Below are 20,947 nucleotides of genomic sequence, written 5' to 3' on the forward strand. Positions count from 1 at the left end.
TGGCCAACCCCCGGTAACCCGCCGGGAACTCGGCCTTTACACGATCAGAACGCTGATCGCCGCCCTTTTTTGCCAAGTTCGCTCGGATTAGGGATCCCGCGTCACTGCCGACACGGAAAACAACCCTCTTATCGGTCTCCCCAACCAGCACATCGTGGGCTTAACTTATGTGCCATGACCTCCCCCCGCTCCACTTATGGTGGCGGCTACTACTCCGCCTCCTTCCCGGACACCCCGATCTACGACTCGCTCGTGGCCGAGCGGGGCACCCCGCAGATCGCCCCGATCCGGGTCCCCGCCGCCTACGACATGGGCGGCAACCTGTCGGCGATGGGCAGCAACCTGCCCGCGCTGCCCTCGGCACTGCCCGCGCTCCCCGCGGGTCCGTCGCACCACGTTCCCTCCTACGGCTACCCGCAGGCGGCGCAGCCCGCTCCGCTGCAGCAGGCCCCCGCGGCCTACATCCCGCAGCAGGCCACCGCGCCCCGCGGCTATCCCGGCCCGCAGATGCAGCAGATGCAGCAGCCGCCCCGGCCGATGGCGGCGGGCACCGGCTACGAGGCGATGCGTCCCGCGGCTCCGCGGCCCGCGCCGACTCCATACCAGGACCCGTACAACCAGCAGCAGTACCGCGGCTACTGACCGGTCTCCCCGGCTGTCGGTGCCGCCTGGCACCATGGCTTCATGGGGAACGCCGTACTGCAGTCGATTCACGTCCACCCGGTCAAGGCATTCCGGGGCATCTCACCGCGGCAGGCCGTGGTGGAGCCCTGGGGGCTGTCCGGGGACCGACGCTGGGCTCTGATCGACGACGGGGGAAAGGTCGTCACACAGCGCGAGCAGCCGCGCTTGGCGCTGGCCGCCGCCGAGCTCGTGCCCGGCGGCGGTGTTCGCTTGTCCGCGCCCGGGCGGGAGCCCCTGACGGTGCCCGTTCCTGAACCGTCGGGCACGGTACCGGTGAACATCTTCGGCACCAAGGTGGAGGCGGTCCTGGCGGAGGACGCCGCCAGCACCTGGTGCGCCGACTACCTGGAGGCCGACGTCCGTCTCGTCCATCTGGACGATCCGGCGACCCGCCGCCCGATCGACCCGGACTTCGCGCTGCCGGGCGAGACCGTGAGCTTCGCGGACGGTTACCCGTTGCTGGTCACCACCGTCTCCTCCCTCGACGCCCTGAACTCCCTGATAGCGCAGGGCGACCACGCCCACGAGGGCCCGCTGCCGATGGAGCGTTTCCGGCCGAGCGTGGTCGTGGCGGGCACCGAGCCCTGGGCCGAGGACGACTGGTCGCGCCTCGCCGTCGGCGACGTGGTGTTCCGCGTGGCCAAAACGTGCGGGCGGTGCGTCGTGACCACGACCGACCAGGGCACCGCGGAACGCGGCCGGGAGCCTCTGCGCACCCTGGCACGGCACCGCCGCTTCGGCACCGACCTCGTCTTCGGCCAGAATCTGGTGCCCGCGTCGCCCGGCACGATACGGGTCGGTGACCCGGTGCGGATCCTCGACTAGGACTCCAGGAACTCGACCGGCATTCCAGGTGGGCGCTGTGTTCTGGAGGAGGGGAACCGGACGCCGGGCCCCGGTCGTTGGGATGTGGTGAGAAGTGCTCAAGGGGTTCCGGTCAGAGGGTCAGAGGTGATTTCGCTCTCTCTTCGACCGGCCCGTGGGTGAACGGCTCCGCCGGGGGTTATCACGGAGCGGGAAGGGGGGTGCGGGACTGTGCGAGCAATCAGCGGTCTGTGGCGCTGGCGGCGCAATCCGCTGCGCCGCACGAGCGATCTGGCCGAGGCCTGGGTGGCCCTCGTGGCCCTGCTCCTCATCGTGGTGGCCGCGCCCCTGATCGGTTCGCTCGTCGGGGCGGTGGCACAGGACGCCCTGCAGCAGTCCGTCGTCGACCAGCACCACTCCCGCCATCCGGTCACCGCCACCGTGGTGCGCAAGCTGGACAGCGCCCGCCTGGAGCCCGACCCCGACTCGACCTCGGCGCACGACAGCCGCAGCCGTGTCCTTGCCGACTGGACAGCGCCCGACGGCACCCGGCACCACGGGCCGGTGATGTCGGACCTCAAGTCCCCGCACAAGGGCGACCACTTCAGACTCTGGACGGACTCGCACGGCCGCGTGGTCGCCCGCCCGCTGGACTCCGCGACGGCGACGACGCACGCCGTGCTCGCCGGGTTCGGCGCGGCGCTCCTGACCGCGGGGGCGGTCGAGAGCGGCAGACGGCTGATCGTGTGGCGCATGGTCCGCCGGAGGTACGCGCGTTGGGACCAGGCCTGGGACCGGGCGGGCCCGGACTGGGGCAGGGCCGGCACGGGCAGCTGACCGCCTTCCGTCTCTGGTCAACCCACTGCCTGCGCACACGCTACGGTGGACCGCCGAACCATTCGGCATCGACCCGCGCGCGAGGGAGTCGTAGGGGCCGTATGCCCCGAAGGCGAACGAGCCATCAGCACGACGAGGTGGGGGCACAGCAACGCCATGGCACAGGGCACGGTCCAGGTGACGCACACCGGCACATCGCGGTGGCGGCGCCGCACGGGTGAGTACTCTTCGCTCGCCGCCGCCCTGGAGGCCGCGGCCGACGGGGACGTCCTCACCGTCGCCCCTGGTACCTACCGGGAGAATCTCGTCGTCGAGCGGGCGGTGACACTGCGCGGGCCCGAGGGCTCGCCCGGTTCGGTGCGCATCGCGCCCACGGACGGGGTGCCGCTGACCCTGCGCGCCTCGGCCGTGGTGCAGGACCTGCACGTGGAGGGGCAGGACGCGGCCGCACCCGCGCTGCTGGTGGAGGAGGGCACGCCGGAGCTGCTGGACGTCCGGGTCGTCACCCGGTCCGCCGCGGGAATCGAGGTCCGCGGCGGCGCCCGGCCCACCGTGCGCCGCTGCACCGTCGACAACCCCGCCGGCGTCGGCATCGCCGTACTCGACGGTGGCGGTGGGGTGTTCGAGGACTGCGAGGTGGTCGCGGCCGGTCAGTCCGGCGTCGCGGTACGCGGCGGTGCGCACCCCCGGCTGGACCGCTGCCGGGTGCACCACGCCTCCGGCGCGGGCCTGATGGTCACGGGCGAGAACTCCGCACTGGAAGCGGTCGGTTGCGAGGTCTACGAGATCCGGGGCTCCGGAGCCCAGGTGACCTCGCGGGCCACCGCACACCTGACCGACTGCGATGTGCACCGCACCACCGCCGACGGCGTCACGCTCGACACGGAGGCCGTGCTCACCCTGGCCGACTGCCGTATCCACGACATCCCGGAGAACGCGGTCGACCTGCGGTCCCGCTCGGTGCTGACGCTGACTCGGACGACCGTGCGTCAGTTCGGCCGCAACGGCCTGTCGGTGTGGGACCCGGGCACACGTGTGGACGCCAACCAGTGCGAGATCTTCGACAGCACGGGCGACTATCCCGCGGTGTGGGTGAGCGACGGCGCCACCGCGGTGCTCGACTCCTGCCGGGTGCACGACGTACCGGACGCGCTGTTCGTGCTGGACCGCGGCTCCCGCGCGGACGTCGTGGACAGCGATCTGTCCCAGGTGCGCAACACGGCCGTGTCGGTGAGCGACGGCGCCACCGCGCAACTGGACGACTGCCGGATCCGGGACGCGGCCACCGGCGCGTGGTTCCGCGACCACGGCAGCGGGGGCACCCTCAACAACTGCACCCTGGACGGCACCCAGACCGGTGTCATCGTCACCAAGGGCGCCGACCCCACCATCGAGCGCTGCACGGTCGACTCCCCGGCGGAGGCGGGCTTCTATGTGTCGGCCGGCGGCCGGGGCAGCTTCACCGGCTGCCGGGTGACGGGCAGCACCGGATACGGCTTCCACGTGATAGACGGATGCCGTACGACGCTGAAGAAATGCCGCACGGAGCGGTGCGCGCGCGGCGGCTACGAGTTCGCCGACGCGGGCCCGGACGCGGCATCCGGCACGGGCCCGGTCGTGGAGGACTGCACCAGCGACGAGAGCGGGGCCGGGATCGGGCGCCCGGCCCCGGAGCCGGCGGTGCAGACGGCGAACCAGTCCTCCGGTCTGCTGGGCGCGATCCCAGGACAGCGCACGACCGAACAGGAACCGCTCGTCACCGCCACGGAGCCGGAGAAGCCGTCGCGGACCTCGAAGGCCGTGCTCGGTGAACTCGACGCGCTGGTCGGCCTGGAGAGCGTCAAGCGCGAGGTCCGCGCCCTCACCGACATGATCGAGGTCGGCCGGCGCCGCCAACAGGCGGGCCTCAAGGCGGCCTCGGTCAAGCGCCATCTGGTCTTCACCGGTTCCCCCGGCACGGGAAAGACCACGGTGGCCCGGCTCTACGGCGAGATCCTCGCCTCCCTCGGCGTCCTGGACAAGGGCCATCTCGTCGAGGTCTCCCGCGTCGACCTGGTCGGCGAGCACATCGGCTCCACGGCGATCCGCACCCAGGAGGCCTTCGAACGGGCACGCGGCGGTGTGCTGTTCATCGACGAGGCGTATGCGCTGTCGCCCGAGGACGCCGGCCGTGACTTCGGCAAGGAGGCCATCGACACGCTGGTGAAACTGATGGAGGACCACCGGGACGCGGTGGTGGTCATCGTCGCGGGCTACACGGCCGAGATGGAGCGGTTCCTGTCCATCAACCCCGGTGTGGCGTCCCGCTTCTCGCGGACCATCACCTTCACCGACTACGGCCCCGGGGAACTGCTGCGCATCGTGGAGCAGCAGGCCGAGGAGCACGAGTACCGGCTGGCGCCGGGCTCCCCGGAGGCCTTGCTGAAGTACTTCACGGAGATTCCGAAGGGCCCCGCCTTCGGCAACGGCCGCACGGCCCGCCAGACGTTCGAGGCGATGGTGGAACGGCACGCGAGCCGGGTCGCCCAGGTCGTCGAGCCGACCACCGACGATCTGACCCTGCTCTACGCCGAGGACCTGCCCGAGCTGCCCTGAGAGCCGGCCTCCCCGTCCGGGTCCGGCCCGGCGGCCGGTTCGCCCCGATGCCGCGGGCCCGGTACATCCGGCCGCAGCCGTGCCAGCAGCCGGGCCCGTTCCTCGGCGAAGGCCGGGTCCGCCTGGTAGTCGGAGTGGCCGAGGATGGGGGCGGGCAGCGGGTGCAGGGCGGTGCGGCCGTAGGCGAGCGGGTCGTGCAGCGGCTCGCGGTCCACCTCGGGCCCGCAGTCGCCGGGCAGTCGGACGGGGCCGCCGATGGGGTCGGTGAGGCGGTAGAGATTGCGCCAGCAGGCGACCTCGCGGTGCAGGGAGCTCAGCGCGGGCGGCCCGAAGTGGGCCGGGAACCAGCGGCCGTACAGGCGCTCCAGCGGGGCGCCGTACGTCAGCAGCGCGACCTTCTTGCGTACAGAGGGCTCCAGCTGCCAGGCCGCGGCGGCCGCGAGCACGCTGCCCTGGGAGTGCCCGGAGATGACCACGCGGCCGCCGGTGCGCCGCGTCCAGGTCGCCATCCGCCAGGTCAGGTCCGGCACCGCGCGCTCGGCGTAGCAGGGCGGGGCGAAGGGGTGGGCGGCGCGCGGCCAGAAGGTGCCGACGTCCCAGAGGACGCCGATGGTGCGCCGGGCCGAAGCGTCCTTGTAGGCGCGGCGGCCCCAGGTGACGAACAGTATGAAGCCGAGTCCGACCAGCCAGGAGCCCAGTGCCTGCGCGGTCTCGGCCGCGCCCTGGACCACGGCGTGGGCGCGCCGGGCCGCCTCGCCGGGGGTCCGCTCGCTGACCTGGGCGCCCACCAGCGCTCCGGCGCCCAGCAGGAACGTGGCCGCGGAGACAACGGCGACCACGAGCGGTGCCCGGTCGGTGAGGGCGGCCATCGCCCGGATGCGTGCGATACGGCGGGTACGTGCCGTGTCCTCGGGCTCCCCCCCGTGGCCGTGCTCCACCGTGCGCCGCTCGGCGCGGCTGCGCTGCCAGGTGTGCCAGGTCAGCACTGCGGCCAGGGCCAGCACGGCCAGCAGCAGGGGTGGGATCACCGAGGCCTGCCAGGTCAGCAGCACGGGCGGTCCGGTGATGGAGCCGCCGGTGCCGTCCAGCCAGTCGGCCACGCGCTGTGCGACACCTCCCGACATCACCCCGCCCAGCGCGCAGGCGAGCAGGGCGACCGCCGGTCCGCCCAGGCCGCGCATGGCGGCGCGCGGGTCGGGGTGCCGGCGGTGCAGGTCGTGGGCGACCACGCCGAGGGCGATGACCAGCACGCCCTGTGCGAGGGCGATGCCGCCGAAGGCCGTGTCGCCGGGCAGCCGCCCGGTCGAGTGCCATCCCGGCCGCGGCCAGAGCGCGTACACCAGGGTGAGGGCGAGCAGGGCCAGGGCACCGAGCGGCAGGCGTCGTACGAGATGCTCGTCGAGCTCCTGGTCGAGGCGGTTCTCGCTGCGGCCCCGGCGGCAGACCACCCCCACCGCGACGGCCGCCCAGAGGGCCGTCGCCGCGGCCAGGAGGGGGCCCAGGATCTCCGGTGCCGCGGGTCCGCCCGCCCGGCGGTCGAAGGCGAGCACCGGTGTCATGACCGCCGCGGCGACCGTCAGCAGTCCCGCCGTGGTGTGGGCGGCGCGCAGCCGGGCCACCGGGCGGCGGCCGTACCAGAAGCCGGGGCGGCCCAGCGAGGTGCGGTCGTCGTGGTCGTCGGGTCCGGGATCGCGGGTCATCGGCTTCTCGGACTCGTACGCGGTCCAGGTGCGGTGCGAGAGGTACCAGAGCAGGCCGGTGAGCGCGGTCGGGACGAGCGCCGCCACGGCGAGCCGCCGCCCTGGGCGGCTCCACCAGCCGTCGCCGGAGACGGCGGGCGAGAGGAAGCCCAGCCAGGAGTGGTGCCGGGCGCAGGCACCGGTGCCCGCGCACTGCCAGGCGGCGAGGTCGAGTGCCACCTCGCAGGCGGCCGCCACCAGCAGCACCGTCAGGGTGAGTCCCGCGAGCCGCACCAGCAGGCCGTACAGCTGCACCGCGCGTTTCCGGCCGCGTGCGGCGGGGCGCATCCAGTGGGCGAGGTTGACGACCATGAAGGGCAGCAGCAACAACCAGAGGGCGCGGGCTCCGTTGCCGGAGGTGAGGTTGCACCAGACGTACGCCTCGGGCACGGGCCCGTCCCGGTGATCGTCCGGTGCGGACTCCGCGTCGGCGTCGTCGGCGCGCCGGAAGACCGCGGCGGTGTCGTCGCCGGTGATCCGTACCGTTCGCGGGTCGCCGAGCATCTCCTCGGGTGTGGTGCCACCGACTCCGTGGACGAGGAGCTCCAGGTCGGTCTGCGGTCCCCCGGGCCGTGCGGCGAGGCCGTCCGGTCCGTCCTTCGCTGCACGTTCCTGCGCACGTTCCACTGTTCTCGCACTTCCCCCGTGACCCGCCGTCGGCTGTGTCCGTGCGGCCTTCAGGATCTCCGCTTCGGATGCGATGTACACCTCTCGTCACGGAATCTCCCCGGTCCGAGTGACATCCGCCGGGACGGGTGGTGACCGAATGGCATGTGCGCGTCGGTACGGGTAGTGGCGCAACCTGCACCCTCCCGTGAAAGGATGAGACGCCCGCGCACCGGAGAGGGGCGGAACGTCCTGGTAGGGGCAGGTGCGCAGGGTGTGTCGGACGGCTTGTCGAGACGAGAGGACCGGAGCGTACGTGAGTGAGAATCAGAACCTCCTCGCGGAGCAGCGGCGCGCCCTGATCCTGGACGAGGTCCGGCGCCGCGGCGGCGTGCGCGTGAACGAACTGACCCGCAAGCTCGGCGTGTCGGACATGACCGTGCGCCGTGACCTCGACGCGCTGGCCCGCCAGGGTGTGCTGGAGAAGGTGCACGGCGGTGCCGTGCCGGTGGTCGAGGCGAGCACCCATGAGCCGGGCTTCGAGGCCAAGTCGGGTCTGGAGCTCAGCGCCAAGGAGGACATCGCGCGGACCGCGGCGCAGCTGGTCACCCCGGGGACCGCGATCGCCCTGTCGGGCGGTACGACGACCTATGCGCTCGCTCACCATCTCGTCGAGGTGCCCGATCTGACCGTGGTGACGAACTCCGTGCGGGTCGCGGACGTCTTCCATGCGGCGCAGCGCACCTCGGGACCCCGGCAGGGCGCGGCCACGGTCGTGCTGACCGGTGGGGTGCGCACCCCGTCGGACTCGCTCGTGGGGCCGGTGGCCGACCAGGCGATCGCGGCGCTCCACTTCGATCTGCTGTTCCTCGGTGTGCACGGGATATCGGTGGAGGCGGGCCTGTCGACGCCGAACCTCGCGGAGGCGGAGACCAACCGGCGGCTGGTGCAGTCGGCGCGGCGGGTCGTGGTGGTCGCCGACCACACCAAATGGGGCACGGTGGGCCTGAGTTCGTTTGCGGCGCTGGAGCAGGTCGACACCCTGGTCACGGACGCGGGCCTGCCGGCCGAGGCGCGGGCGGAGATCTCCGAGCATCTGCGGCGGTTGGTGGTGGCGGGCGAGACCGACGACGAGGATGCAGACTTCTGACGGACCGTCAGCTAGGGTGACCGGCCAACGGCCCGTTCGCTCCCGTGACTTCACAAGGGGGTTGTCGTCCATGGCTCACCGTCTGCGCCCGGTGGGGATCGACTTCGTCGAGACCGCCCCCGTACGTCTCGTGTTCGCACGGGAGATCACGGCCGCCCCGGACGCGGTCTTCCGTGCGCTCGCCGAGGACGTGCCGGGCTGGCCGCAGTGGTTCTCGGCGGTGGCCTCCGCCCGGCCGACCGAGGGCGGACGCGAGGTCCGGCTCAGGGGCGGTACGCGCTTCGAGGAGACGGTGATCGTCACGAAGGCGCCCGAGGTGTACGCGTACCGGGTCGACCTGACCAACATCCCGGGCCCCCGCGCCTGGGTCGAGGAGTGGCGGCTCTCCCCGGCCGGCACCGGCACACGGGTCCAGATGACCTTCGCCGTCGACGGAACGGCCCCGTTCCGCTTCCTGTTCGGCCTCGCCCGCGCGGGCACGGGCAGGGCGTTCCGGAAGGCGGTCACGGCGCTGGACCGGCGCCTGTCCGGCTAGAGCCCGCGCGCCAGGCGTCGCAGGGCAGGCGGGATTGTCGGACGGGCCCCGGGTTCGAAGGGATCCTCCAGCAGGGGTACGCACGGTGACAGCAAGTGCTCCGTGTGTTCCGGGGTCGTCGCCCGAGCGGTGGTTGGAGCGGCCTCCCCGGTGGATTCCGCATGGATGAGGGCCCCGTTCATCCACCACAGGTCGAGCCGGCGAGGAAAGGCGACCGCGGCGACATGCGCCGGGAGCCCGTCGACGATCTACCCGAGCCGGACGTCGGGGGACGGCGTCAGCCGGGGTGAAAGCGCGGCTCAGTCCGGCCAGACGCCCGTCTCCAGCAGGGACTCGATCGCCGCCGCGTACGGCGTGATGTCCAGGCCCTGTTCCTCCAGCCACGCGTCCGAGTAGTACTTGTCGAGGTAGCGGTCCCCCGGGTCGCACAGCAGGGTCACCACGCTGCCCCGGCGGCCCTCGGCGACCATCTCGGAGACGATCTTCAGGGCGCTCCACAGGCCGGTGCCCGTCGAGCCACCGGCCTTGCGGCCGATGGCCCGCTCCAGGGCGCGGACGGCGGCGACGCTGGCCGCGTCGGGAACCTTCATCATCCGGTCGATGGCGCCGGGCACGAAGCTCGGCTCCATGCGCGGCCGGCCGATGCCCTCGATGCGCGAGCCGCAGTCGCAGGTGACGTCCGGATCGCCAGTGGTCCAGCCCTCGAAGAAACAGGAGTTCTCCGGATCGGCTACGCAGATGCGGGTGTCGTACTGCATGTAATGGACGTAGCGCGCGATGGTCGCGGACGTGCCGCCGGTGCCCGCCGTGGCGACGATCCACGTGGGCTCCGGGAAGCGCTCCAACTCCAGTTGCCGGAAGACGGATTCGGCGATGTTGTTGTTGCCGCGCCAGTCCGTGGCCCGTTCGGCGTAGGTGAACTGGTCCATGTAGTGGCCGCCGGTCTCCACCGCGAGGCGGGCGGACTCCTCGTACATCTTGCGTGAGTCGTCCACGAAGTGGCACTGCCCGCCGTGGAATTCGATGAGGCGGCACTTCTCGGCGCTCGTCGTGCGCGGCATGACCGCGATGAAGGGCACACCGATGAGCCCCGCGAAGTAGGCCTCGGAGACGGCCGTCGAGCCGCTGGACGCCTCGATCACCGGGCGGCCCGGCCGGATCCAGCCATTGCACAGGCCGTAGAGGAACAGGGAACGCGCGAGCCGGTGCTTGAGACTTCCGGTGGGGTGGGTCGACTCGTCCTTCAGATACAGGTCGATGCCCCATTTCTCGGGCAACGGGAAACGCAGCAAGTGCGTGTCGGCCGAGCGGTTCGCATCCGCCTGGACCTTCCGGACAGCCTCTTTCAGCCAGTTCCGGTAGTCGGCGTCGCTGTGGTCGACGTCCAGAGTGGCGCCGGTCCGGGTCTGTGGGGTGGTGCTCACGGCGGGGCTCCTTACGCTTCGCGCCGACGGCGCCCGAGGCGGCCGCCACCTCGATCATAGGCAGCTTCCACACCACTTCTCACCTGCATAAACACACCTTTGGACAGCCCAAAGAAGCCCCTGGGGCACACCCGTGCGAACACCCGGGGGCGCATTCGGGCGAGTGCTCCGTCCACTCGCCCCACACACCTCGTGCGTACTGGTGCTCTCCGCAGGCTGCGGGCACACTGCACCGGACGGGCCGAACGCCCCGAACGGGGGCGCACACTGGATCACGACACGAGCCGGATCCCGCCGGGCCACGGCCCACGAGGAATCCGGCACGGCGACCGACGCGCACAAGGGGGCGGGGAAGGATGGCGGAGCCCGAGTTCACGGCCACGGGCGTACGGATCGGCAAGCGACTGCGGTCGCTCACCCGGGCCGGGCAGGTCCGGATCAGCGACGGCAGGCTGGAGTTGCTCACCAGCTATGGCAGTGAGATCGACAGCGCCCCGGTACAGGCGGTGCGCGCCTCCAGGCCCTGGTTCGCCCCGGACGACCGGGCGTTGGCCGACCTCAACGGCAATCGCTACTCGCTGACTCTGGGCGAGCACGACCCCGCACCGGGCGAGCCGGGTCCGCCCGCCGCACGCCGGTTCATCGAGGCGGTGCGCAGGGCGGCGGGGCGCGGCGGCTGAGCGGCGCCGGTCCGCGGCGAGTTGCGGGAGCGTGACCACTGCGTCACGCTGGTCTCACGTCACTCTGGGTTTACCGGCGATAACGCTGCGAACCAGCCCGCCGGCCACGACAGCAGGCGGCCGCTTGACGCATGCACCCTGCTGGATCCGTTCTCCGTGTTCTTCCGGACCTCACGTCGGGGAGTCGCAGCCGTGATCAGTCATCCGAGCAGGCACTGCACGGTGGAGCTTCAAGCCCTGCCGTCGCGGATCGGCCAGGTCCGCAGAATCGTATCTGCGCAGTTGCGCTACTGGCATCTCGACCCATTGATAGACCGGGCCGCGCTCGGTGTGACGGAGCTGCTGAGCAACGTCCACCGGCATGCCCAGCCCGACAAGTCGTGCACCGTGGAGATGGAACTGCTGCTCGACCGGCTCACGGTCTCCGTGCGTGACCACGATCCCCGCCTCCCCGAGGTCGCCGAGGCGGCCGACATCGCACCGCTGGCCACCTGTGGCCGGGGGCTGGCGATGGTGGCCGCGGTGAGCGAGAGCTGGGGGGTGCGCCCCGACGGCGACAACGGCAAGGTCGTGTGGTTCACCCTGCCCGCGCCCCCGGCGGCGAAGCCCAAGCCGGCCCGGCCGCTGCGCCGTGCGGCCGTGGAGCCGCTCGCGCATCCGTTCGCGGAGGCCGGACCGGCGGTGTGCGGCCCGTCTCCCGCGCACGCTCCCGCCCGGTCGGCCGTTGCCGGCTGACCGGGCGGTGACGTTCTTCTTCGCTCTTTCGTGCGGCGCCCGGGGGCGACGGCGGTAGGTCGTCACTCGGTGGCGATGGCCCGCAGCACGTCCAGCCGGGCCGCCCGCCGTGCCGGGCGCAGGCCCGCCAGGGCTCCGGCGGCGAGGCCGACCAGGGCGACCACCGCGAGCCGTGCGGGTGGGAGCGCGAAGGCGAAGGCGCTGTCACTCGCGCCGTCCGAGGCCCGCACCAGCACCCAGCCGAGGAACGCGCCGAGGCCGAGCCCACCCGCCGTACCGAAGGCGGCGACCAGCACCGACTCCCAGCGGACCATGGCCCGCAACTGGGACCGGGTCTGACCGACGGCCCTGAGCAGGCCGAGCTCCCGGGTGCGCTCGTGCACGGCCAGCGTCAGCGTGTTGGCGATGCCGAGCAGGGCGATGAACACCGCGAGGGCGAGCAGCGCGTAGACGAGGGTGAGCATCATGTCGATGCCGCCGGCCGACGACTGTGCGTACTCGTCGCGGGTCTGCACCTGCGGATCGCCGTACCGGGCGGCCGCCTTCTGCACCGCGGCCTTGCCCGCCGCCGTGCTCACACCGTCCTTGAACGTCACGGCGACCAGCCGGTCGGAGTCCTGGGTGCGGTGCGGCGCCCAGGCCGCGCGCGTGATGACGTAGTCACCGGCGAGTTCGGACTGGCCGTAGACCGCGCGGACGGTGAACTTCTCCGTCGTGCCGTCGGTGAAGGTGAGCCGGGCGGTGTCGCCCGTACGCAGTCCCTGCCGGTCGGCCTCCTTCCGGGTGACGGCGATGCCGTCGCCGCCGAGGCCGCGCAGGTCGCCTTGGACCGTGCCGAGGTCGAAGGAACGGGCGAGCGCCGCCGGGTCGGTGACGGTCAGCGCCCGTCCCTTGCCGTCGACCTGCGCGACCCCGCGGCCGAGTCCGACGGCGGTGTCCACCTCGGGCAGCCGCTGGACGGCCGGGGCCAGTTCGGGGCTGAGCCCGCTGCCGCCCGCGCCGAAGGACGGGGTGCTGACGGCCACGTCACCCGCGAAGGACCGGGACACGGTCTGGTCCATCGTCGCCTTGAGCGAGGCCCCGAACACCGTGAACAGGGAGACGACGGCGACACCGATCATCAGGGCGCTCGCGGTGGCGGCCGTCCGCCGGGGACTGCGCAGGGCGTTGCGCCGGGCCAGGGCACCGGTGACGCCGCGCAGCCGGTCGAGCGGGCTGCCGAGGAGCCGTACGGCCGTGGCGGAGGCGACCGGGCCGAGGACCACGAACGCGACCAGGGCCAGGACGGCACCGAGTCCCACCAGCCACACGGACGGTGAGACCAGGACGCCGGTGAGCGCCACCGCGACCGCCAGGGCGGCGAGGACCGTGCCGGTGACCGCACGGAGCCGGGAGGCGCCGGAGGTGTCGACGGCCGTCTCGCGCAGCGCGGCGAGCGGGGCGGTGCGTCCGGCCCGTACGGCGGGCATCAGCGCCGAGCCCAGGCACACCACGACGCCCACGGCGAGCGGAAGCACCATCGACGGCGTCTTGACGACCAGGTCGCCCCCGGGGAAGGGGAATCCGATAGCCGGGAACAGCGCCTGCAGCCCGGCGGCGATCCCGATGCCGCCGGCGAGCCCGGCGGCCGACGCGGTCACCGCGACGACGCTCGCCTCCACCAGCGTCGACGCCGTCACCTGACGTCGGGAGGCGCCGAGGGCACGCAACAGGGCGTTCTCACGGGCTCGTTGGGCGACGACGATCGCGAACGTGTTGTGGATGGAGAAGGTCGCGACCAGCAGGGCGACGCCGGAGAAGACGAGGAGGAAGGTGGTGAACACGGTCAGGAACTGGCTGGAGATCATGTCGGTGTTCTCCTGCGCCGACGCCTGGCCGGTGATGGCCTCGACTCCCTTGGGCAGTACGGGAGTCAGCCGGTCGACGAGTTGCTGCTGGCTCACCCCAGGTCCGGCCCGCACCTCGATGCTCGCCGCCTGTCCGGGCCGCGCGGTGAGGTACTTCTCGGCGTCGTCCTGGGTCATGCCGGTGAAGGTCACCTGTGCCATGCCGTCCTCGCCGCCGAAGGTCGCGAGGCCGACGATCGTCACCTTGACGGGATCGGGCGTGCGGAGCGTCGTCGTGTCGCCGATCTTCAGGTGCCCCTTCTTCGCGGTGCCGCGATTGACCACGACCTCGCCGGACTTCAGGGGGGCGTGGCCCTCGGCGAGCCGGTACGGGTTGAGCTCCGGGTCGGTGATCCAGTTGCCGGCCAGGGTGGGCGGACCCTGGCCGCCGATGGGCTTGCCGTCGGCGCCGACCAGTTGGCCCGCGCCCTGGATGTCCGGGGCGGCGGCCGCGACGCCGGGAACCTTCTCGACGGTCTTCACCAGCGAGGTGTCGACCGGCCGCCGCACCCCCTGTGCCTCGCCCGGCGTGGTGATGGCGTCGGCGCCGCGCACGACGGCGTCCGTGCCGCTGGTCGCCTCGCCGAACATGGAACCGAAGCTCGCGCGCAGGGTGTCGCCCATGACCAGGGTCCCGGCCAGGAAGGCGACGCCGAGGAACACCGCGAGGAACGTGCCGGCGAAGCGGCGCCGGTGGGCGCGCAGCGAGGAAAGGCTCAGCCGTACCGAGGCGTTCATGCCCTCACCTCGAAGGCCTTCATACGGTCCAGGACCTTGTCGGCGGTCGGTGACTCCATACGGTCCACCAGGCGCCCGTCCGCGAGGAAGACGACCTCGTCGGCGTGGGCGGCGGCGACCGGGTCATGGGTGACCATGACGACCGTGCGGCCGGTCCGGCGTACGGCCGAGCCGAGGAGACCGAGGACCTCCTCGCCGGAGCGGGAGTCGAGGTTGCCGGTGGGCTCGTCGGCGAAGACGACGTCCGGCCGTCCGGCGAACGCCCGTGCCACGGCGACGCGTTGCTGCTGCCCGCCGGAGAGCTCGGAGGGGCGGTGGTGCAGCCGGTCGCGCAGGCCGACGACGTCGATCAGCGCGTCGATCCACTCCGGGTCGCCCCGGTCCCCGGCCAGGTCCAGCGGCAGGGTGATGTTCTCCGCGACGGTCAGCGTCGGCACCAGATTGAACGCCTGGAAGACGAAGCCGACCCGGTCGCGGCGGAGCAGGGTCAGGCGCCGGTCGTCGAGCGAGCCGAGGTCGGTGTCGCCGATGTAGGCGGTGCCCGAGGTGAGCGTGTCGAGCCCGGCCGCGCAGTGCATCAAGGTGGACTTGCCGGAGCCCGAGGGCCCCATGATCGCGGTGAAGCGTCCGACGGGAAAGTCCACGTCGATCCCGTCGAGCGCCCGTACGGCGGTGTCGCCGCGGCCGTACACCTTCACGGCGCCCTCGACCCGGGCGGCCGTACGGGCGGAGGTCATGGTGGTGGTCGTGGCGGTCATGCCGCACCGCCCTTGCCGACGCGGCCGAACTGCTCGTCCAGGACGGACAGCCGCCGCCAGTACTCGTCCTCGTCGATCTCGCCGGTGGCGAAGCGCCGGCCGAGGATCGCGATCGGCGAGTCGCCCTCCGGGCGCCGGCCGTCCATCGGGCGCCACGGTCCACGGCGGCCGCGCCACACCGTGCGGCGAAGGACGGTGACGGCGCCGATCACGACGGCCGCCCAGATCAGCGGAAAGAACAGGATCCACGGGCCGGGGCCGCCGTCCCAGTGCGCCAGGGTCTGCATCTCGGTTCATCTCCTGTGCCGAAGCGTGTGGTGGTGATGCATCGAGACTGGCCCCGGGGAGGGGTCCGGGTCGTCGTACGGCCAGCGGCAGTGGGCGTACCTCCACGGGAGTACGCGGGTGTGCGGCGGCTCCTCCCCCGGGCGGCGTCCGAAAGGGTGGCACCAGCCCGAGGTCCGTCCTGGAACGCGCGGGTGCCGGCCAGGGCAGCATGTACCACCACTTCAAGGGCGAGCCGGACCTGGCGCCTGCGGCGATCCGGCGTACGGCCGAGGAGCCGCGGGCTACCGCCGAGGGAGTACTCGGCGGGCCGGGATCGCCGTACGAGCGCCCGCGCCTCCGGCTCACCGGCCGCGTTCGACGCGGGCGTCCGGGATCTGCTCTGCCTTCTGACACCCCGATGACGCACCTCGCCGTCGTCGAGGCCGAGGCGGACGGCACGATCACCGAATGGGACGCGCACGTGTCCGCCGACGTGTATCCCGCTTGACCGCCTCACCGGAGGAAGGACGACGCGGTGCGCGCGACCAGGCGGGTGGCCGTGGAGGACGGGGCCGTGCCGGCGGCGGCCGCCGTGGACACGCGTCGGTGGGAGCTGGTCCACTTCTCGCTCTGGGAGCACGATGCGCCCAAGGCCGCGGGCGATGTGTTCCAGGTGCTGCACATGTCGGCGCCGGGCCGGGATCGGCTGCCGCGGGAGCGGCAGTGATGAGCACCGTCCGTACGGTCCTGGGCGACATACGGCCCGAGGAACTGGGCGTGTGCGACGCGCACGACCACCTCTTCCTGCGCAGCCCGCGACTGCCCGGTCAGGGAACTCAACGACGCCACCGCCGCGCGGGCCGAGCCGGCGGCGTTGCGCGCCGCGGGCGGGGCTGCTGTCGTCCGGTGGACGCCGCCGGCCTGCCACTTCTGTCCCGCTCGGCGGGAGTTCACCGCGCGGGAAGCTCGCCGAGGTGTTCGTCTCCGAGCTGACCGTGGGCATCGGCACCTCGGGCGTCCGCGCCGGGCTGGTCAAGGTGGCCGGGCTTCCACGCCCTCGACGCGCACGCGCGCTGGACGATGACCGCCGCGGCCCAGGCCCACCACGCGACGGGCGCGCCCATCGCCGTGCACCCGGAGCAGGGCACCGGCGCAGTCGACGTACTGGACCTGCCCTGCGGCGAGTTGGGCATTCCGCCCCACCGGGTGATCCTCGGCCACCTCAACCGCTCCCCCGCCCCGGTCGTCCACCGGCAGGCCGCCGGGACGGGCTGTCGGCCGGCCTTCGACGGCCCGTCCCTCGCCCATCACGCCGCCGACCGGCGCATGCCGGACGCCGTACTGGCCCTCGCCGAGGCCGGGTTCGGCCACCGGCTGCTGCTCGGCGGGGACACCGCGGTCGCCGGTGCCGGTGTGTCACTGGAGCGCGGCCAGCGGGTCGTCCAGTACCGGCTGCCAGGCCAACTCCGCCGCGCCGACCAGGCTGTTGTGGTCGAGGGTGCACGCGAGAATGGGGACTCCGCCGCTCTGGCCCCACAGGCTGCGGTCGGCGACGACCGCGCGGAGCCGGTCGGGGTCGGCGTCGAGCAGGGTGCGGTGCAGGCCGCCGAGGATGATGCGGTCGGGGTTGAGGATGTTCACCAGCCCGGCGAGGCCCAGGCCCAGACGGTCGATCAGGGCCTCGGCGGCGGTGCGCACGGTGGGGTCGTGGTAGTGGTTGCGGAGCAGGTCGTTGGCCTGCTGGAGCAGTGACACCTCGGGGCCGGGTTCGCGGCCGGCCTCGATGAGCAGGGCCAGTGGATCCGCCTCGACGTCCAGACAGCCGCGGCTGCCGCAGTGACAGGGGCGGCCCTCGGGGTTCACCGTGAGATGGCCGACCTCCAGGGCCAGGCCCGAACTGCCCGTGTGCAGGCGGCCGTCGAGGACCAGTGCGCCGCCGACTCCCCGGTGTCCGGTGGCCACGCAGAGCAGGTCCCCGGCGCCGCGACCCGCGCCGTGCCGGTGCTCGGCGAGCGCGGCGAGGTTGACGTCGTTGCCCGCGAACGCCGGGCCGCTGATCCCGGCCGCGGCCACGCACTCGGCGAAGATGCGGCGGACCGGCGCGCCCACGGGCCAGGCCAGGTGCAGGGGGTTGAGGGCCAGGCCGTCCGGTTCGGCGACGGCGGACGGCACGGCGAGCCCGGCGCCCACGCAGCGGCGGCCCGTCGTACGGAGCAGTTCGGCACCCGCCTCGACCACCGAGCCCAGCACCTTCGCCGGGTCCGCGTCCACGGTCTCGCAGCCCGGTGCCGTCGCCACTGTCCGGCCGCCCAGGCCGACCAGCGCGGCCCGGAAACCGTCGGCGTGCACCTGCGCGGCGAGCGCCACGGGCCCGTCGTCGGCCACCTCCAGCCGGTGCGAGGGGCGCCCCTGGGAACCGGCCGCCGCGCCCGGCCGGGCGTCCACCCGGATCAGCCCGAGCGCCTCCAGCTCGGCGGCGACCGCACCGGCCGTCGCCCGGGTCACCCCCAGTTCGGCGGTGAGCACGGCCCGGGTCGGCGCGCGCCCGGTGTGCACGAGCTCCAGCGCGGGCCCCAGCGCGCCGCGCCCCCGGTCCAGTCGCGTCCTGGAGGTGGTTCCTTCCCCCGCCGCCCGGGGGTCCGCCTTGCCGCTCATGAGGGCGAGTCTCCCATGATCCGCAGACCGGCCGGCCTGCGCCGCAAACTAGAGTCCACTCACCCTCAGGGTGATGTTCAACCGCCCGGTGAGCCCGAGTCCGGGCGGCGCCGTGCCGGGGTGCACCCGCGGCACCCCGTGGTAGGCCAGGCGCGACACGCCGCCGAAGACGAACAGGTCCCCGCTGCGCAGCCCCACGTCCGTATAGGGCCTGGTCCGGGTCTCGGTGTTGCCGAAGCGGAAGACGCAGGTGTCCCCCAGGCTCAGCGACACCACCGGCGCGTCGGACTTCTCGTCGCTGTCGCGGTGCATTCCCATGCGTGCGTCGCCGTCGTAGAAGTTGATCAGTGCGATGTCGTACGGCGCCGATGCCACCGCCCGCGGACCCAGCGCGTCGGCCACCGCCCGGCGGCCCAGTTCGCCCAGCCAGGAGGGGAACGGTTTCACCCGGGCCCCGTCGCCGTCGACGGCGGTGCGGGCGTAGGCGTACGGATACCAGTGCCGGCCCAGGCAGACCTGGCGGGCGGTCATGGTGCCGCCGGGGGTGCGGACCGTGCGCAGGCCCGCCGGCGGGCGCGCCCACTCCCGGCAGGCCGCCAGCAGCTCCCGCTGGGCGCGGGCGTCGAGCCAGTCCGGCATGTGCACGGCGCCGGGGGCGACCTCGGTGCGCTCCCTGGGGAACAGCTCCACGTCCATGCGTTCCATCCTGCCCCAGGGGCCCGCCCGACCGGGCCTGAGCTGCGGCTCCGCTAGCCTGGACACACAATGAGCGATCGCATGACGACTGTGTGGGGCGAGTTCGAGCTGTCCCGCTTCCCCGAGGATCCACGCGACCGGCTGCGTGCCTGGGACGCCTCCGACGCGTATCTGCTGCGGCATCTGGCCCAGGAGCGGATCCCGTTGTCCGGCACGGTCGTGGTCCTGGGGGACCGCTGGGGCGCGCTGGTCACGGCGCTCGCGGAGCACAGGCCGGTACAGATCACCGACTCCTTCCTCAGTCAGGAGGCGACCCGGGCGAACCTAGCGCGGGCCGGCGTCGAGCCGGGTGCCGTACGGCTCCTCACCACCCAGGATCCCCCGCCGGACCGCGTCGACGTCCTGCTGGTGCGCGTGCCGAAGAGCCTGGCGCTCCTGGAGGACCAGTTGCAGCGGCTGGCGCCCGCCCTGCACGAGGGTACGGTCGTCGTGGGCACCGGGATGGTGAAGGAGATCCACACCTCCACGCTGGAGCTGTTCGAGCGGATTCTCGGGCCGACGCGGACCTCGCTCGCTGAGCAGAAGGCCCGGCTGATCCTGTGCACCCCGGACCCGGCGCTGGAGCGCGCCGCCAATCCGTGGCCGTACAGCTACGCCCTCCCCGAGGGCATCGGCGCGGTCTCCGGGCGCACCGTCGTCAACCACGCGGGCGTGTTCTGCGCCGACCGGCTGGACATCGGCACGCGGTTCTTCCTCCAGCACCTGCCGGCCGGCCGCGGCCCGCGCCGGGTCGTGGACCTGGGGTGCGGCAACGGGGTCGTGGGTACGGCGGTGGCGCTGGCCGATCCCGCGGCCGAGGTGCTGTTCGTTGACGAGTCGTTCCAGGCCGTGGCGTCGGCGGAGGCCACGTACAAGGCCAACGGGGTGCCTGGGCACGCGGAGTTCCGGGTCGGGGACGGGCTGGCGGGGGTGGCGGCCGGCAGCGTGGACGTCGTCCTCAACAACCCTCCGTTCCACTCCCACCAGGCGACGACGGACACGACGGCGTGGCGGATGTTCACCGGGGCGCGGCGCGCGCTGCGGCCGGGCGGCGAGCTGTGGGTGATCGGCAACCGCCACCTGGGCTACCACGTGAAGCTGCGGAGCCTGTTCGGCAACAGCCAACTGATGGCCTCCGACCCGAAGTTCGTGGTGCTCAAGGCCGTCAAACGGTAGCGGTCGAACCCGGTCGGTCGAGCCCTGTCGGCCGAGCCTCGTCGGTCGAACCCGGTCGGTCGAACCCTGTCGGCGGGCTAGCCGAGCACCCTGATGATCCGTGTCACCTCCCGTGCCATCGCCTCCCGCCCCACGCTGAGGTACTTGCGCGAGTCGACCGCCTCGGGATGGGCGGCGAGGAAGTCCCGAATGGCGCCGGTCATCGCCATGTTGAGGGCGGTGCCGACGTTGACCTTGGCGATGCCGCCCGCGACGGCCGCGACGAGTCCCTCGTCCGGCACGCCCGAGGAACCGTGCAGCACGAGCGGAACGGGCACGGTGACGGACAGCCGTTTGAGGAGTTCGTGGTCGAGGGCTGCCGTGCGGGTCGTCATGGCGTGGACGCTGCCGACGGCGACGGCCAGGGCGTCGACGCCGGTGTCCGCGACGAAGGCGGCCGCCTGGGCGGGGTCGGTGCGGGCTCCGGGCGCGTGGGCGTCCAGCGGCGGTCGGCCCTTTCCGCCGATCTCCCCCAACTCCGCCTCGATCCAGAGCCCTTGGCCGTGCGCCCAGTCGACCGCGGCGCGGGTCGCGGCCAGGTTCTCGGCGTACGGAAGGCGGGCCGCGTCGTACATCACGGAGCCGAAGCCTGCGTCGGCCGCCTGGCGCAGCAGGTCGTCGCTCTGTACGTGGTCGAGGTGCAACGCGACGGGCACACCGGAGCGTTCGGCGGCGGCCGCCGCCGCGCGGGCCAGCGGGAGCAGGCGTCCGTAGCGGAACTTGACGGCGTTCTCGCTGACTTGGAGGACGACCGGCGCGTCCGCCGCTTCGGCTCCGGCGATGACGGCCTCGACGTGTTCGAGCGTGATGATGTTGAAGGCGGCGACGGCTGAGCGTGCCTCGGCGGCGCGGGTGACGAGCTCGCCGGTGCGTGCGAGGGGCACGGCTTCTCCTCCCGGGTCGT

The 20,947-nt window shown here is 72.8% G+C and carries 17 protein-coding genes and 2 pseudogenes; 11 read left to right on the plus strand and 8 right to left on the minus strand.

Features of this window, described 5'->3' with window-relative positions:
* The first annotated feature begins 174 nt into the window (after positions 1-174).
* The 4 genes from ACZ4EG_RS12135 to ACZ4EG_RS12150 all read left to right on the plus strand — a co-directional run bounded on the left by ACZ4EG_RS12135 (position 175) and on the right by ACZ4EG_RS12150 (position 4,920).
* Positions 175-642: a DUF6643 family protein gene (locus ACZ4EG_RS12135; protein ID WP_467790565.1), complete on the plus strand. Its 468-nt coding sequence runs from the start codon at positions 175-177 to the stop codon at positions 640-642.
* A 42-nt stretch (positions 643-684) separates the two neighbouring features.
* Positions 685-1,509, plus strand: coding sequence for an MOSC domain-containing protein (locus tag ACZ4EG_RS12140; protein WP_467790566.1), 825 nt, complete (start codon positions 685-687; stop codon positions 1,507-1,509).
* 210 nt (positions 1,510-1,719) lie between these two features.
* Positions 1,720-2,325, plus strand: a complete 606-nt coding sequence (locus ACZ4EG_RS12145) for an Rv1733c family protein (RefSeq protein WP_467790567.1) — start codon at positions 1,720-1,722, stop codon at positions 2,323-2,325.
* A gap of 156 nt (positions 2,326-2,481) precedes the next feature.
* Positions 2,482-4,920 (plus strand): right-handed parallel beta-helix repeat-containing protein, encoded by a 2,439-nt coding sequence (locus ACZ4EG_RS12150; protein ID WP_467790568.1) that lies wholly within the window; start codon positions 2,482-2,484, stop codon positions 4,918-4,920.
* On the opposite strand, the gene ACZ4EG_RS12155 is transcribed toward ACZ4EG_RS12150, so the two are convergent.
* On the minus strand, positions 4,890-7,286 hold the full coding sequence (locus ACZ4EG_RS12155) for a hypothetical protein (RefSeq protein ID WP_467790569.1): 2,397 nt from the start codon (positions 7,284-7,286) through the stop codon (positions 4,890-4,892). The two genes, ACZ4EG_RS12150 and ACZ4EG_RS12155, sit on opposite strands and share 31 nt — an antisense overlap.
* A gap of 295 nt (positions 7,287-7,581) precedes the next feature.
* Here ACZ4EG_RS12155 and ACZ4EG_RS12160 point away from each other — a divergent pair, with 295 nt between their 5' ends.
* Complete coding sequence (locus ACZ4EG_RS12160; RefSeq protein ID WP_363301534.1) at positions 7,582-8,415, plus strand: DeoR/GlpR family DNA-binding transcription regulator; 834 nt, start codon at positions 7,582-7,584, stop codon at positions 8,413-8,415.
* A gap of 70 nt (positions 8,416-8,485) precedes the next feature.
* Entirely contained in the window at positions 8,486-8,950 is a 465-nt protein-coding gene (locus tag ACZ4EG_RS12165) for an SRPBCC family protein (protein ID WP_453550633.1), read from the plus strand.
* 299 nt (positions 8,951-9,249) lie between these two features.
* Here ACZ4EG_RS12165 and cds1 read toward each other — a convergent pair whose 3' ends face one another.
* The gene (cds1, locus tag ACZ4EG_RS12170; protein ID WP_390710610.1) at positions 9,250-10,374 is read right to left on the minus strand and encodes an L-cysteine desulfhydrase Cds1; all 1,125 of its coding nucleotides are present in this window, start codon (positions 10,372-10,374) and stop codon (positions 9,250-9,252) included.
* A 356-nt stretch (positions 10,375-10,730) separates the two neighbouring features.
* On the opposite strand from cds1, the gene ACZ4EG_RS12175 reads away from it, so the two are divergent.
* Both ACZ4EG_RS12175 and ACZ4EG_RS12180 read left to right on the plus strand, forming a co-directional pair.
* Complete coding sequence (locus ACZ4EG_RS12175; protein ID WP_263205774.1) at positions 10,731-11,054, plus strand: hypothetical protein; 324 nt, start codon at positions 10,731-10,733, stop codon at positions 11,052-11,054.
* Between the two features lie 192 nt (positions 11,055-11,246).
* The gene (locus tag ACZ4EG_RS12180; RefSeq protein WP_467790570.1) at positions 11,247-11,789 is read left to right on the plus strand and encodes an ATP-binding protein; all 543 of its coding nucleotides are present in this window, start codon (positions 11,247-11,249) and stop codon (positions 11,787-11,789) included.
* Positions 11,790-11,851: 62 nt separating this feature from the next.
* Here the strand turns inward: ACZ4EG_RS12180 and ACZ4EG_RS12185 are convergent, their stop codons facing one another.
* The 3 genes from ACZ4EG_RS12185 to ACZ4EG_RS12195 are packed head-to-tail and all read right to left on the minus strand — an operon-like array spanning position 11,852 to position 15,458.
* Entirely contained in the window at positions 11,852-14,413 is a 2,562-nt protein-coding gene (locus ACZ4EG_RS12185) for an ABC transporter permease (RefSeq protein WP_467790571.1), read from the minus strand.
* Entirely contained in the window at positions 14,410-15,171 is a 762-nt protein-coding gene (locus ACZ4EG_RS12190) for an ABC transporter ATP-binding protein (protein WP_467790572.1), read from the minus strand. The genes ACZ4EG_RS12185 and ACZ4EG_RS12190 overlap by 4 nt, the downstream gene beginning before the upstream one ends.
* A complete protein-coding gene (locus ACZ4EG_RS12195; RefSeq protein ID WP_453550644.1) occupies positions 15,168-15,458 on the minus strand; it encodes an SHOCT domain-containing protein in 291 nt (96 codons plus the stop codon). The genes ACZ4EG_RS12190 and ACZ4EG_RS12195 overlap by 4 nt, the downstream gene beginning before the upstream one ends.
* A 509-nt stretch (positions 15,459-15,967) precedes the next feature.
* Between ACZ4EG_RS12195 and ACZ4EG_RS12200 the strand changes: the two are divergent.
* Both ACZ4EG_RS12200 and ACZ4EG_RS12205 read left to right on the plus strand, forming a co-directional pair.
* Positions 15,968-16,165 (plus strand): annotated as a pseudogene (locus tag ACZ4EG_RS12200) (DUF4865 family protein); the annotation flags it as partial.
* Positions 16,165-16,848, plus strand: a pseudogene (locus tag ACZ4EG_RS12205) (phosphotriesterase family protein); the annotation flags it as partial. The pseudogenes ACZ4EG_RS12200 and ACZ4EG_RS12205, both read left to right, overlap by 1 nt.
* A gap of 6 nt (positions 16,849-16,854) precedes the next feature.
* Here the strand turns inward: ACZ4EG_RS12205 and ACZ4EG_RS12210 are convergent.
* Entirely contained in the window at positions 16,855-18,093 is a 1,239-nt protein-coding gene (locus ACZ4EG_RS12210; RefSeq protein WP_467790573.1) for an ROK family protein, read from the minus strand.
* A 48-nt stretch (positions 18,094-18,141) separates the two neighbouring features.
* Positions 18,142-18,789 (minus strand): alpha-ketoglutarate-dependent dioxygenase AlkB family protein, encoded by a 648-nt coding sequence (locus tag ACZ4EG_RS12215; RefSeq protein WP_467790574.1) that lies wholly within the window; start codon positions 18,787-18,789, stop codon positions 18,142-18,144.
* A gap of 81 nt (positions 18,790-18,870) precedes the next feature.
* Here ACZ4EG_RS12215 and ACZ4EG_RS12220 point away from each other — a divergent pair, with 81 nt between their 5' ends.
* Positions 18,871-20,004: a methyltransferase gene (locus ACZ4EG_RS12220; RefSeq protein WP_467790575.1), complete on the plus strand. Its 1,134-nt coding sequence runs from the start codon at positions 18,871-18,873 to the stop codon at positions 20,002-20,004.
* A gap of 77 nt (positions 20,005-20,081) precedes the next feature.
* Here the strand turns inward: ACZ4EG_RS12220 and ACZ4EG_RS12225 are convergent, their stop codons facing one another.
* Positions 20,082-20,927 (minus strand): class II fructose-bisphosphate aldolase, encoded by an 846-nt coding sequence (locus tag ACZ4EG_RS12225; protein WP_467790576.1) that lies wholly within the window; start codon positions 20,925-20,927, stop codon positions 20,082-20,084.
* Positions 20,928-20,947: the final 20 nt, after the last annotated feature.

Source organism: Streptomyces sp. NPDC025638, assembly GCF_055558775.1.

Excerpts from the sequence above, each read along its gene's own strand:
- ACZ4EG_RS12135 (WP_467790565.1), top strand. The coding sequence starts at position 175 with ATGACCTCCCCCCGCTCCACTTATGGTGGCGGCTACTACTCCGCCTCC.
- ACZ4EG_RS12140 (WP_467790566.1), top strand. The coding sequence starts at position 685 with ATGGGGAACGCCGTACTGCAGTCGATTCACGTCCACCCGGTCAAGGCA.
- ACZ4EG_RS12150 (WP_467790568.1), top strand. The coding sequence starts at position 2,482 with ATGGCACAGGGCACGGTCCAGGTGACGCACACCGGCACATCGCGGTGG.
- ACZ4EG_RS12165 (WP_453550633.1), top strand. The coding sequence starts at position 8,486 with ATGGCTCACCGTCTGCGCCCGGTGGGGATCGACTTCGTCGAGACCGCC.
- ACZ4EG_RS12175 (WP_263205774.1), top strand. The coding sequence starts at position 10,731 with ATGGCGGAGCCCGAGTTCACGGCCACGGGCGTACGGATCGGCAAGCGA.
- ACZ4EG_RS12185 (WP_467790571.1), bottom strand. The coding sequence starts at position 14,413 with ATGAACGCCTCGGTACGGCTGAGCCTTTCCTCGCTGCGCGCCCACCGG.
- ACZ4EG_RS12190 (WP_467790572.1), bottom strand. The coding sequence starts at position 15,171 with ATGACCGCCACGACCACCACCATGACCTCCGCCCGTACGGCCGCCCGG.
- ACZ4EG_RS12195 (WP_453550644.1), bottom strand. The coding sequence starts at position 15,458 with ATGCAGACCCTGGCGCACTGGGACGGCGGCCCCGGCCCGTGGATCCTG.
- ACZ4EG_RS12210 (WP_467790573.1), bottom strand. The coding sequence starts at position 18,093 with ATGAGCGGCAAGGCGGACCCCCGGGCGGCGGGGGAAGGAACCACCTCC.
- ACZ4EG_RS12215 (WP_467790574.1), bottom strand. The coding sequence starts at position 18,789 with ATGGACGTGGAGCTGTTCCCCAGGGAGCGCACCGAGGTCGCCCCCGGC.
- ACZ4EG_RS12220 (WP_467790575.1), top strand. The coding sequence starts at position 18,871 with ATGACGACTGTGTGGGGCGAGTTCGAGCTGTCCCGCTTCCCCGAGGAT.